This window comes from Mesorhizobium sp. LMG 17147, assembly GCF_024297145.1.
In the GTDB taxonomy this organism is placed as follows: domain Bacteria; phylum Pseudomonadota; class Alphaproteobacteria; order Rhizobiales; family Rhizobiaceae; genus Mesorhizobium.
Genome location: NZ_JANCTC010000010.1, coordinates 26,138 through 38,635, shown reverse-complemented (window position 1 = coordinate 38,635; position 12,498 = coordinate 26,138). Strand labels below are relative to the sequence as shown.

The 12,498-nt window shown below is 64.2% G+C and carries 12 protein-coding genes; 9 read left to right on the top strand and 3 right to left on the bottom strand.

The genetic code is table 11. The features are described from left to right. Nucleotides 1–210 precede the first annotated feature (210 nt). A complete protein-coding gene (locus tag NMG46_RS19010) occupies nucleotides 211–1,305 on the bottom strand; it encodes a hypothetical protein (RefSeq protein ID WP_254819139.1) in 1,095 nt (364 codons plus the stop codon). Nucleotides 1,306–1,407: 102 nt separating this feature from the next. Between NMG46_RS19010 and NMG46_RS19005 the strand changes: the two genes are divergently transcribed. The 4 genes from NMG46_RS19005 to NMG46_RS18990 all read left to right on the top strand — a co-directional run bounded on the left by NMG46_RS19005 (nucleotide 1,408) and on the right by NMG46_RS18990 (nucleotide 4,542). After that, entirely contained in the window at nucleotides 1,408–1,860 is a 453-nt protein-coding gene (locus NMG46_RS19005; protein ID WP_254819138.1) for a DsrE family protein, read from the top strand. A gap of 172 nt (nucleotides 1,861–2,032) precedes the next feature. After that, nucleotides 2,033–2,830 (top strand): SDR family oxidoreductase, encoded by a 798-nt coding sequence (locus NMG46_RS19000; protein WP_254819137.1) that lies wholly within the window; start codon nucleotides 2,033–2,035, stop codon nucleotides 2,828–2,830. Nucleotides 2,831–2,879: 49 nt separating this feature from the next. Beyond that, a complete protein-coding gene (locus NMG46_RS18995; protein WP_254819136.1) occupies nucleotides 2,880–3,185 on the top strand; it encodes a putative quinol monooxygenase in 306 nt (101 codons plus the stop codon). 268 nt (nucleotides 3,186–3,453) lie between these two features. Beyond that, a complete protein-coding gene (locus tag NMG46_RS18990; RefSeq protein WP_254819135.1) occupies nucleotides 3,454–4,542 on the top strand; it encodes an AbrB family transcriptional regulator in 1,089 nt (362 codons plus the stop codon). Between the two features lie 17 nt (nucleotides 4,543–4,559). Here the strand turns inward: NMG46_RS18990 and NMG46_RS18985 are convergent, their stop codons facing one another. Beyond that, nucleotides 4,560–4,874, bottom strand: a complete 315-nt coding sequence (locus tag NMG46_RS18985) for a nuclear transport factor 2 family protein (RefSeq protein ID WP_254819134.1) — start codon at nucleotides 4,872–4,874, stop codon at nucleotides 4,560–4,562. Between the two features lie 617 nt (nucleotides 4,875–5,491). Here NMG46_RS18985 and leuA point away from each other — a divergent pair. The 4 genes from leuA to NMG46_RS18965 all read left to right on the top strand — a co-directional run bounded on the left by leuA (nucleotide 5,492) and on the right by NMG46_RS18965 (nucleotide 10,925). After that, nucleotides 5,492–7,228 (top strand): 2-isopropylmalate synthase, encoded by a 1,737-nt coding sequence (gene leuA, locus NMG46_RS18980; protein ID WP_254819133.1) that lies wholly within the window; start codon nucleotides 5,492–5,494, stop codon nucleotides 7,226–7,228. Between the two features lie 143 nt (nucleotides 7,229–7,371). Further along, entirely contained in the window at nucleotides 7,372–9,159 is a 1,788-nt protein-coding gene (locus NMG46_RS18975) for a M48 family metallopeptidase (protein ID WP_254819132.1), read from the top strand. A gap of 211 nt (nucleotides 9,160–9,370) precedes the next feature. Continuing rightward, on the top strand, nucleotides 9,371–10,174 hold the full coding sequence (locus NMG46_RS18970; protein WP_254819131.1) for an alpha/beta fold hydrolase: 804 nt from the start codon (nucleotides 9,371–9,373) through the stop codon (nucleotides 10,172–10,174). Between the two features lie 133 nt (nucleotides 10,175–10,307). Next, nucleotides 10,308–10,925, top strand: a complete 618-nt coding sequence (locus tag NMG46_RS18965; protein WP_254819130.1) for a hypothetical protein — start codon at nucleotides 10,308–10,310, stop codon at nucleotides 10,923–10,925. A gap of 72 nt (nucleotides 10,926–10,997) precedes the next feature. Here NMG46_RS18965 and NMG46_RS18960 read toward each other — a convergent pair whose 3' ends face one another. Then, complete coding sequence (locus NMG46_RS18960) at nucleotides 10,998–11,942, bottom strand: metallophosphoesterase (RefSeq protein WP_254819270.1); 945 nt, start codon at nucleotides 11,940–11,942, stop codon at nucleotides 10,998–11,000. Between the two features lie 53 nt (nucleotides 11,943–11,995). Between NMG46_RS18960 and NMG46_RS18955 the strand changes: the two genes are divergently transcribed. After that, nucleotides 11,996–12,496 (top strand): NUDIX domain-containing protein, encoded by a 501-nt coding sequence (locus tag NMG46_RS18955; RefSeq protein ID WP_254819129.1) that lies wholly within the window; start codon nucleotides 11,996–11,998, stop codon nucleotides 12,494–12,496. The last annotated feature ends 2 nt before the right edge of the window (nucleotides 12,497–12,498 follow it).

Sequence of the window (12,498 nt, the reverse complement as noted above, 5' to 3'; positions counted from 1 at the left end):
GCTCAGTCGTGATCCTTCGCGCCCCCCTCTGTCCTGCCGGACATCTCCCCCTCTAGTGGGGAGATTGGATGTCGCTTCGGGCTTCGCCAATCTCCAACGACAAGCGCTGTCGGCGAAGCTGCCGATCTCCCCCCTTGAGGCCCCTTGAGGGGAGATGTCCGGCAGGACAGAGGGGGGCGCTGTCCCGCCGGCATCGCGGTTCTCAACTGCTCAAAGCCCGCAGGCAGCCCGCGGCATCGGCTGCAGCCGGTAGACCTTGTCGTCGGACATTGTGTCGCCTGCCGCCGCTTTCGAGCACAGATCGACGATCGGCAGGCCGCTGTTCGGGTTGGCCAGCATCATCGTGCCGTTGGCGCCGCGGCGAAAGAAGACCTCCTTTTGCGTGATGTCGCAGGAGGCAGCACCCGTCTTCGCGCTCGCCGCGCAGCGCCACTGGTCGCCCTCGCCCTGGCAGTTGTAGACCTGCGTGACCTTGGCCGATTTCTGCCGCGTGGTAACCGAAACGGCGATGTCGGCGCCGCTTGGCCAATTGGCCGGATCGCCCTCCTTGGCGAAAGACGCCAGCTCGACCGGTCCGCGGAAAACCCTGATCGACTGGGTCAGCTGATCGGGATGCGAGCCGAGATGCGCGGCGTCGTAGTCGCGTCCGTAGCAGAAGGCCTGGTCCGGCTTCAGTCGCTCGCGCAATGGCGGGCCAAGGGCCGGGTCGATCGGGTCGATGCGCGCGAACTCCGCCTTGCAGGTGGCGGCCGGCATCGGGTCGAGCCTGAAGCCGTTGTCGTCCTTGCCCAGCGCCTGCCTTTCGTACTCCGCCTTGCCGAGCTCGTCTTCCGAGCCGGCGTCGAGATAGAGGTCGGGCTGCACGTCCGAGACAATCAGCCGGCCTTTGTCGTCCACCTTCAGCGAAGCCATGGTGCGATCGCAGTCCATGCCGCAGCGGATCGGGCCGGTCTTGCCGTCCTCCGACTCGTGGCTGCACCAGCCACCGAGCCATTCCGGCGCCTCGGCGCCGCGCACCGTCGTCGCCATGAAGCCATTGTAGGAGGAATCGATGCCGGTGCTTGGCTCCTCGTTTGGCCGGCTGACCGGATCGCGGCCGTAATAAAAGAAGATGCGCGCCACCTTCTGCTGCGGATGCGACTTGAGATGCGCGGCGTCGTAGACGCGGCCGAAACAGGCGTCCTTGCCGTCCGGGCTGAGCTCGGTGAGCCTGTCCTCGGCGAAAGCAGCGCCGTCGACGGCGGCAAGCAAGGCAACCCCAACTCCGGCGCCCACAATGGTCCCCATTATGGTCCTCGACGTCATGCTACCCCTCCATTGCCCCGACAAGACGTGGCGTCAATTTATGCTAGGATCGCGGCCGAGGCCACGCAATTTGCGCCGGCCGGCCAAATGGGAGATGAAGCCATGCGACGCCGCGATATTTTCCGCGTCGGTCTTGCCGGAGTTGCCGGGCTTTTCGGGCTGCGCCCGACCAAGGCGGCAGCCATTGAAGTCAAGGCCGTCGAAGAGGAAAGGCAAAAGGTCGCCTATCACCTCAGCGACCTCGACAAGGTCAATTTCGTGCTCGGCAACATCAAGAACCACTTCGAAGGCACCGACGGCAAGGTCGACATCGCGCTTGTCGTGCACGGCCCAGCACTTGCCGCCTTCAAGTCGAAGGGCATATCCGCCGCCATTTCCGGGCGGTTCGCCGGGCTTGTCCAGGACGGACTCAGCCCGCACGCTTGCGCCAACACCATGCACGGCATGGATATCGGCCTGGCCGACCTGCTCGACGGCTTCCATGCAGCCGACAGGGGCGGCGTCGTCAAGCTCGCCGAATTGCAGCGCCAGGGCTACGCCTATCTCAGGCCATAGGGCAATTCCAGGAAAAGTGTGAAACGGTTTTCCGTCCGGAATTGCGTCAAGACAAAGAGGGAGCGGTTCGCCGTTTCCGTGAAACGGTGAACCGCTCTAAACTTTTACGGACTTGAATGCGAGGACTGCGAGGGCCTACGAAGAGCAGGCAGAGTCCCCCGGAGGAATAGACGTGCCAGCCACCACCACCCTTGTCAGCCCCTCTCTGGTCATCCCCGACCTTGCCGGAAAGGCGGTGCTGGTCACCGGCGCCTCGACCGGCATCGGCGCGGCGCTTGCACTTGCCTACGCCGCGCAGAAATGCCGCGTCGCGCTGCATTACAATTCGAGCCGTACGGCTGCCGAAAACCTGGCCGCGACCATTCGCAACAGCGGCGGCGACGTGTTCCTCGCCCAGGGCGATTTCTCGATCCCCGCCGATGTCGAGCGCGTCGTCGAGGACAGTGCGCAACATTTCGGCCGGCTCGACGGCCTCGTCAACAATGCCGGCGGCATGCTCGGCCGCGTGCCCTATGCCGAGCAGACCGAGGCGCATTACGACGCGGTGATGGACCTCAACGCCCGCTCGGTGCTGACGGCTTCCCGCAAAGCGATCCCATGGCTGAAGCGGCAGGGCGGCTTTATCGTCAACACCTCCTCGATCGCCGCGCGCAACGGCGCCGGTGGCGGCGCCGGCCTTTACGGCTCGGCCAAAGCCTTCGTCTCCAACGTCACGCGCGGCATGGCCAAGGAGCTGATCGGCTTCAACATCCGCGTCAACGCGGTCGCGCCCGGCACCATCGCCACCCCTTTCCACGAGCGCTACTCGACCGACGACCAGATGAAAGGCATGATCGCCACCATCCCGCAGGGCCGCGCCGGCACGGCCGAGGACTGCGTCGGCGCCTATCTGTTCCTCTCCTCCGATCTGTTGAGCGGCTACATCATCGGCCAGGTGATCGAGGTCAATGGCGGGCAGTTGATGCCGTAGACGGCGAACTGCATACTCCTGGTTGCGTCATCTCAACGGAGCAAAGCGAATGTACGGACTGATCGGCAAGATGCGGACGATGCGCGGCCAGCGTGACGCAATGATGGATATCCTGCTCGCCAGCACCGGCGCCATGCCCGGCTGCCTGAACTACATCATCGCCACCGACCCGGCCGATGCCGACGCGATCTGGGTGACCGAAGTGTGGACCGACGCCGAAAGCCACAAGGCTTCGCTGCAGCTGCCCGAAATCCAGGCGGCAATCGCCAAGGCACGGCCGATCATCGCCGGGTTCGAGTTCCAGGTGGAGACGCATCCTGTTGGCGGGTTCGGCTTGCCAGTCAAGGCGGAATAGAGGGAGAGGCGGCGGGGACAGCGCCCCCCCTTTGGCCTGCCGGCCATCTCCCCTTGAGGGGGAGATTGTCCTCGGCTTTCGCCAGTCGCCAAACGCCACAGGAATGAGCGGGGCCCTGGAACAGCCGATCTCCCCCCTCGTGGGGGAGATGTCCGGCAGGACAGAGGGGGGCGAAGGATCGCCACAGAAGCCGTAATGCAGTCGTCACCCAAGGCCAACCCCGCAAAAAGGGTTCGCATTTTTTTGCGGCCGGTCTAAGAGCCCATCTATGGATTCTTCCCCGAACCCGCCGGCCATCGAGCACCTGGCGCGGATCCACAAGGCGTGGCAGTGGCCGGTCCTGGTGGTGGTCTCGGTACTGTTTGCCGGCGCGCTGGAACTCGCCGTCCTGCCGGCCGCGCTCTTGATCGGACCGATGCTGGCGGCCATCGTCGCCGGCACCAACGGCGCCACGGTGCGCGTGCCGCGGGTTCTGTTCGGCTCAGCCCAGGCGGTCGTCGGCTGCCTGGTCGCCAGTTCCATCTCGGCCGATATCTTTCCCGTCTTCTACAAGGAATGGCCGCTGTTCCTTGGCGTCGTGATGGCGACGGTCGCGGCATCCAGCCTGCTCGGCTGGCTGATCAGCCGCTGGCGCATCCTGCCCGGCACCACCGCGGTCTGGGGCTCGTCGCCGGGCGCCGCCACCGCCATGGTGCTGATGGCCGGTGCCTTCGGCGCCGACCAGCGCCTCGTCGCCTTCATGCTTTATCTGCGCGTCATCTGCGTCTCGATGACGGCAGCCCTGGTGGCCAAGCTCTGGGTCGACACCTCGGGCATCGAGGTGCCGGCCATCGTCTGGTTCCCACCGGTCGACCCGCAAGGCTTGGCCGCGACTTTCGGGGTGGCGCTGGTTGGCGGCCTCGCGGGAAAGCTTTTCCGGCTGCCGTCGCCGTTCTTCCTCGGCACCTTCATTTTCGGCACCGTGATCCATCTTGGGCTCGGCGTGACCATGCAGTTGCCGCCCTGGCTGCTTGCCTTGAGCTATACGACGATCGGCTGGAGCATCGGCCTGAATTTCACCAGGGCCATTTTGCGCCACGCGGCCCGCGCGCTGCCGCAGATCGTCGGCTCGATCATTGCCCTGATCGGCTTTTGCGGCGGCCTCGCCTTCCTGATCAGCCGCCTGCTCGGCATCGATCCGCTGACCGCCTATCTGGCAACCAGCCCGGGCGGCATGGACAGCGTCGCCATCATCGCCGCCGCCGCGCAGCATGTCGACATATCCTTCGTCATGGCGCTGCAATCGGCACGCTTCCTGATCGTGCTTCTGGTCGGCCCAAGCGTGGCGCGGCTGGTGGCGAGAAGCCTGCGGGAGTAAAGACCAGCTGGGCTGCGTCAGCTGATCACCAGGCTCGATATACGCTCGCCGTCCAGCGTGAAGACCATATCGCCCTCGCCGTTGAAACCGTTGCCTTCGACGGCGATGCGAACGCGGCAGGTGCCGTCCGCTGCTGCGATGCCGAGGATGCTGAACCTGGACTGCACGCCGATATTGTCCGACTGGTTCCAGCGCGCAATCTGCTCGCGGCCCCGGAACGACCGGCCCCAGTCGCTCAGAAAGGCATCCGGCGTGAAACTGTCCAGGAAGGCTTCGGTGTCGCCGGCATTGGTGGCTTCGACAAAGCGGCGGATGGGATCGGGCGTGTCCATGTCTTTCCTCCTGGACCGGATTCCGGTGCTCTGGAAGGAGCGGCCGGATGGTACGATAGGGTAGTCCTAGAAGCATGACGCCGAAAATAAAAAACCCGCCTCGGGATGCGGGTCGTTGGAGCCAATTAGCACCATGCCCAGATTAGTAGCATAGCTGCCGGCACAAAGCAAGAACAAAATGTGGCTACCCCGGACAATCGCGACAGGTTTGCGCCGCCCTGCGTGAAGGGCAGCGCCGCATCGGTCATCCTCTTGATTGATTTCCCTGGCATCGAACAGCCCCAAGCCGACAGCGAGGCTCCCACTTGCCTCGCTTTGCCTGCTCCTGTATGAAAACCGCCATGAGCCCGCGCGCCACCTCTTTTGCGTCCCGTCCGACCGGCATTGCCGGCCAGACCGTTCGCGCGCTTGCCTCGACCCTGCTGCTTCTCGGCCTTATCGGCGATCGCCGGGTTCGCTGAAGGAGCGCCCGGCGGTCGAACTCGCCGCTCACGCGCACGCTCCTTGGCCAGTCTAGAAATTGGCACGTCCCATCAAGCGAACGAAATTCTGGTAAAGGCGCCGCTCGCCACCAATCCGCCTGAAGCTGGATCCGCGAGCCGCCGGGAGAAAAGACGATGAACGCACGAGAAGATATCCGTCTGAACGTAGGGGAAACCACCAAGCCCGCGAAGGGCATGCCGGACGCTGCCCGCAAATACCAACCCTATCCGACCGTCGGCCTTGCCGATCGCACCTGGCCTTCGAAAGTGATCGACAAGGCGCCGATCTGGTGCTCGGTCGACCTGCGCGACGGCAACCAGGCGCTGATCGATCCGATGGGCCAGGAACGCAAGGCGCGCATGTTCGCCCTGCTGCTCGACATGGGCTTCAAGGAGATCGAGATCGGCTTCCCGTCGGCCTCGCAGACCGACTTCGATTTCGCCCGCTGGTGCATCGAACAAGGCAACGTGCCCGCCGACGTCTCGCTGCAGGTGCTGGTACAGTGCCGGCCGGAACTGATCACCCGCACTTTCGAGGCGCTGAAGGGCGCCACCAAACCGATCGTCCATTTCTACAACTCGACCAGCGAGCTGCAGCGCCGCGTCGTCTTCGAGAAGGACGTCGCCGGCATCAAGCGGATCGCCACCGATGCGGCCAAGATGATCACCGACATGGCGGCGAAGGCCGGCGGCGGCTACCGTTTCGAATACTCGCCGGAGAGCTTTACCGGCACCGAGCTCGAAGTGGCGCTGGAGATCTGCAACGCGGTCACCGAGATCGTCAGGCCGACGGCGGAAAACAAGCTGATCATCAACCTGCCCTCCACGGTTGAGATGTCGACGCCCAACATCTATGCCGACCGCATCGAATGGATGTGCCGCAATCTCGACAATCGCGAGAACCTGTTGATCTCGCTGCACCCGCACAATGACCGCGGCACCGGCATCGCCACCACCGAACTCGGCCTGATGGCGGGCGCCGACCGCGTCGAAGGCACGCTGTTCGGCAATGGCGAGCGCACCGGCAATGTCGACATCGTCACGCTGGCGCTCAACATGTACACGCAAGGCGTCGATCCCAAGCTCGACTGCTCCGACATCAACCGCATGAAGGACGTCTACGAATACTCCAACCAGCTGAAGATCCCCGAGCGCCATCCCTATGTCGGCGAGCTCGTCTACACCGCTTTTTCCGGTTCGCACCAGGACGCCATCAACAAGGGCATGAAGGCGCTGCGCAAGGCCAACACGCCGCACTGGGAGGTGCCCTACCTGCCGATCGACCCGGCCGATGTCGGCCGCAGCTATGAAGCCATCATCCGCATCAACTCGCAGTCCGGCAAGGGCGGCATCGCCTATGTGCTGCATGCGGATTACGGCCTCAACCTGCCGCGCAACCTGCAGATCGAGTTCAGCCAGGCCATCCAGGCGATCACCGACGCCGAAGGCAAGGAAGTGCCGGCCAGGCGCATCTACGAGCGCTTTCTCGACACCTATGTCGACCAGCCCGGCGCGCGGCTGAAGTTCCTCGACCACCACACCTACCCCGACACCGAGGTCAAGGGCCGGCGCGTGGTCGAGGCGGTGATCCTCGACAAAGGCAAGGAGGTGACCATATCAGGCACCGGCACCGGCCCGATCGACGGCTTCGTCGATGCGCTGTCGCGCCACGTCGGGGTGCCGATGTCGGTGCTGGATTATTCCGAGCATTCCATGCAGCGCGGCTCGAATGCCTCGGCCATTTCCTATGTCGAGATGGAATATCCGGGCGGCAAGCTGTTCGGCGCCGGCATCAACACCAACATCGTCGCCGCCTCGCTCGAAGCCGTGGTTTCGGCCGCCAACCGCATCGTCGGCCGAAAGCTCGGCTAGCCGAGACTGCCAGACTCGCGCCATCGGCCCACCGGACTTTTATCCGGTGGGTACGCTATCGCACCATAAGCACACGCTTGTAAGGCGCCGCCAGCGCTATATGATTGTACCTCAACCTGTGCCGAATTCGAAGGGATCGACACTTGCAGCATACCACGCCTGCCGCCCCCGCAGTGCGCGAAACGCTGGAGCGATTGCTTGCCAGCGAAACGTTCGGACGATCCGAGCGCGCGCGCAAGCTGCTCCGCTATCTCGTCGAGCGCGAGCAGGCAGGCGAAGCCGACCGGCTCAAGGGCTTCTCCATAGCGATGGACGTCTTCGGCAAGGACGGCGATTTCGATCCGTCGACCGATGCGGTGGTGCGGGTGCAGGCCGGCAGGCTGCGCGAGCTTCTGCAGCAGTATTTCGCCAATGAGGGCGTTGCCGAACCGGTCCGCATCGCCATTCCACGCGGCGGCTATGTTCCATCCTACGAACTCAATGCCATTCGCTTGCCGGCGGAGGTGGAGGCAAAGAGCAAGCCGCAGCCGGCGACAGAGGAGGCGACAAACGCCCCGCCCGGATCGCCGGAAGATGCCCGCAACCGGGCACATCCGGCTGCATTGCTGAGCGTTCCAGCCGTCGCCCCTGCTGCACCTTCGCTGCAGCGGCATTTGCAGTTCTTCTGGCTGGCGATCGCACTGGTCATCCTCATGCTGGGTGTGCTGATCCTTCGCCAGGGCAGCGTGGTATTGCTGACCGGCGGCGACACGGCGGTCGAGACCGCGGTGGCGACCGCCAGCATTGCAGCGCCTCCGGTTGAAAACCTTCCCCAGGTCTACATCGCCATCAAGGCTGACAGCGACGTGGCTCGTCGTGTCGCCGCATCGCTGCGCGCCGGCCTTAGCGGCTTCGACACCATCAATTTCATCGGCCGTGATGCCGACAACCCGCCCGATCCAGTTACCGACGCCGCCAGCTTCGTATTCGATGTCCTGCCCGGGCCGCGCAGCGGCGACATCATGCTCGAGCTGCAAAGCGTGGCGACCGGCCGCGTGCTGCTGTCACGCAACCTGACCGCCGGCGACAGCGCGAACACCGCCATCGAGGACCAGATCTCCGGCATTTTGAGCTCGGCTCTTCCCGCCTCGGGCACGATCTACAACTACATCGAGCAGAGCGGCATCCAGACCGGGCTGACGGCGTGTCTGGTGCTCAACGGCAAATATTATCTCGACCAGAACGCCCAGACGCACGAAGCCGCCTACCGCTGCCTCGAAGATCTTGCCAACGGGAAGGCGAAGTCGTCCCTCGTCTATTCGGAACTCGCGTCCTTGCATCTTGAAGCGGTCACCGACCACTATCCCTACCCAGCCGACGCGACGATCGACAAAGCGATGACGTTTGCCCATCGCGCCATCCAGATGGGCCCGACCAGCCCCTACGCGCACCGCGCCCTTGGTTATCTCAACTCGCGCATGGGCGATTCCGCGGAATCGATCCGCTGGATGCGCAAGGCCTATGAGCTCAATCCCTATGATCTCGCAATGGCCGCCGCCTATGGCTACGGGCTGGTTTTCGCCGGCAGGTACAGCGAGGGCACCCCGATCATCGCTCACGCGGTGGACATCGCCAGCGCCCATCCGACATGGTGGGATTACGGGCTGTTCGCCGGAGAGTTCATGATGGGCGACATGAACAAGGCGACGCTTGCCGGCGACGGCTTGCGAACGACGGAAATGAAATCGCATTATCTGGCCGCGCGGCTGATCGGTGCCAAGGCTGCCGGCCGCGAGAAACTGGCGAGCAGGCTGCTGCAGGAACTGACCACCAAATTCCCGAAATTCGCAGCCGATCCGCGCGCAACTTTCGTCGAACGAAGATATCCCGCCGATCTGACCAACCGGCTGGTGGAAGCCCTGCGCGCCGCCGGGCTTGGCGGCGCCAGCTGACGTCGCCCGGCGCGTGCACGACGTCAGGTGATCGCGAAGATTTTACTGGCCATCCGGACGGCCAAAGCGCAATTCAGACACAATTTGAACTGGCCAATCTGATCCCGCATAAGACTGATCTCCGCATAAGTCTGACCTCCCACAAAGACTGATCCGCATAGGACCGCCCCCGGCATCCTGACTGATCCCGGCACCAAGCCATAAAGTTTGCATGACCCCATCCCTGTACGCCGCCGAACGGGGCACCGGCCCGACAACCATCGCCTTGCTGCATGGTTTCGGTGGCTGCCACGACGACTGGCGCGAGGTGGCCGCGTCCCTGGCACTCGGCGCGCGGACGTTGGCCTATGATCTGCCGGGGCATGGGCTGTCACTCGATTTTCCGGGCGGCGGTCCGGCCGGGATTGCAGCCAGTGCCGTCCTTACGGATTTTTCCGCTCGCGGGATTAAGCGGGCCCATCTCGTCGGCCATTCGATGGGCGGCGCCGTGGCCGCCCTGATGGCATTGAACGAGCCGGAAAAAATAGCCTCGCTGACGCTGCTGGCGCCGGGCGGTTTCGGTCCTGAGATCAATGGTCCGCTGCTGCGTCGTTACGCCGCCGCTGCCGGCACGGATGAAATCCGCGCCTGTCTTGCCGACATGTCGGGACCACAAAGCCGGCCTTCGCAGCATAGGGTCGATCTCGTCAACGAGATGCGGCAGCGTCCCGGTCAGCTACGGACACTTGTCGAGCTCGCAGCCGCCATGACCAGGGATGATCGGCAAGGCGTCATCCCAAGCGAGCGGCTTGAAACGCTGAATATGCCAATCATGGTGGTTTGGGGAACCGACGACGCGATGCTGCCAGTCAGCCAGGCGGACGGCCTGCCAAAGCATTTTCATCTGCACCACGTGCTGGAAGCCGGCCATATGCTGGTCGAGGAAGCGCCCGGCCTGGTCGTCGAGGCTGTCCGTCGCAACATGCGGCGCCGCAGCAGGCGGCTTCGTCCAGAATTGGCTGCGGCGGCGAGCTGATCCGCCCTCGCGCGGGACGGCCGCGGCGCAGGTGCTCCTTCCACCGAACCCTTGCCGGCCCGTCGATCTGGCAAGTGCATTTTGCCGGCGGCTGTGTTAATTCGGTGTTAACCAAACCCGCGAGGCAACGCCGATGAAGGACGCAGGCGAGAACATCACCCAGATCGATCAGTCGCGAAAACTGTCCGATGCCATTCGCGACGTCAAGAACGCCTTCGCCGACCGCGACGATGTCGTCGTCGACATGCGCGAAGCGCATCGCATGCGGCTCGATCTGCTTGCCGCCGAACTCGCACCGGTCTTCGGCGACGTGCCCACCGACATGGACAGTTTCGACTTCGCCGTCTCGTCCGGCCTGCAGCCACGGCTGTGGATCGACGCCGTCAGCCATGTCGCCATGGGACGCGACCGCCGCACCTACCGCTTTCTCAAGGACACGCGCATCGGCCGCGTCGTCCTCGCCGAATCGACCGACATGAAGGTCGTTGCCGACCAGGTGACGCGCTATGTCGCCGAGCGCGTTGTCGAACGCCAGAGAATGATGGAAGGCGGCATCGAGCAAGCCGTCGCCGGCCTCAAACGCGCCCTGGTGGCGGAGGCCGAGCCGCCGCTGCAGATCGCCGCGCGCAGCAACGGCTGGTCGGCGTTCTTTTCCGGCCTCGGCCTGATCGCCGCCGGCGCCCTGGTCGGCCTGGCGATTTCGCTCGTACTGTTCTGGGACCGCATCGTCGCGATGAAAATCAGCTTCTGAAGCGGTTCAGCGTTTCACGGAAACGCTGAACGGCTCTATCTCTTTGTTTTGACGCAATTCCAAAAAACCGCTTCACACTTTTCCTGGAATTGCTCTGGCCATCGACGCCTCGGCCTCGACGCCAAGTTCCAGCGTCTGCAGGTCGCTGGGCGGCAATGCCGGCCCGGTCAGGCCGCGGCGCGTCAGCCTGATCCGCCAATTGTCCTTTTCACCGTCGATGTCGAGCAGATTGTATTGCGCCGGCGCATGCGAACTGCCGGGGGCCTGCCCGGCGGCGGCGACGCCGACCACCGGGATTTTTGTCTTGCGGGCGCCGATGAAGAACAGCGACGGCACATGCGAATGGCCATGCAGCACAAGCTCGGCGCCGTGCCGGTGAAGCACCCTGTGGAAGCGCGAGATGCCGAACAGCCGCTTGTTCTGCGAAACGGCGCCGCGCATCGGCGGGTGGTGGATCATGATCACCCGGAACAGGCCGCGCTTGCCTGTGGCGTCGAGCATGCCGCGCAGCCGTTCCGCCTGGCCTTCCAGAAAGAAGCCGTTGGCCATGAACGGAGCCGTGGCGCGCGCCGTGGAGACGCCGATCAGTGCAACATCGCCGCGTACGCGCAGATACGGAAAGGTGTTGCGGTCGACCGGCGTATTGACGCCGTCGCCGGTCATCCACGCCGCCCACGACCGGCAGGTCTTGTCGAAGGCGCCCGGCACATAGGCGTCATGGTTTCCCGGCACGACCGACACGTCGTTGGGCGAGCCCAGCGTCTCCAGCCAGTGCTTGGCCATCTCGAGCTCACCGTCGAGCGCCAGATTGACCAGGTCGCCCGTGATGGCGAGATGGTCCGGCCCGCTGGCCTTCATGTCGGCGACGATCGTGTCGATGACGGCGTCGTGCATGTGGCGGCGGCGGTTGCGTTGCCAATTGACGTAGCCGACCACGCGCTTGGAGGCGAGATCGCGATAGGTTACATCGGGGAGCGGCCCCAGATGGACATCGGAAATATGCGCGAGCCTGAACATCTTTTCTTCATAGGCGAGGCGCGCGCCGCTTTCCACTCACGGTTTCGCGGACGATGACGACGCCGGATCCGGAGCAAGCGCTGCGCCAGACCGGATGGCGGGGCCTCAGGGCAAGGCTGTTTCACCTGTATTTCGTGCTGCGGCGGCCGATGACGCTCGGCGTGCGCGGCTTGATCCACGACCGAGCCTCCAATTCGGTCTTCCTCATCCGCCACACCTATGTTCCGGGCTGGCATCTTCCGGGCGGCGGCGTCGAGCCGGGCGAGACCATGATCGAGGCGCTGGCGCGGGAACTGTCCGAGGAAGGCAACATCGCGCTGACCGGACCCCCGGTGCTGAAATCGCTGCATTTCAACCGCCGCGCCAGCCGCCGCGATCATGTCGGCCTATATCTGGTCGAGGAGTTCAACCAGAAAGCACCCAAACTGCCCGACCGCGAGATCGCTGAGGCCGGCTTCTTTCCGCTCGACCGCTTGCCTCAGGGAACGACTCCGGCAACTTTGCGACGGATTGCCGAGGTTTTTGATGGCGCGGCGGTATCGCCTTACTGGTAAAA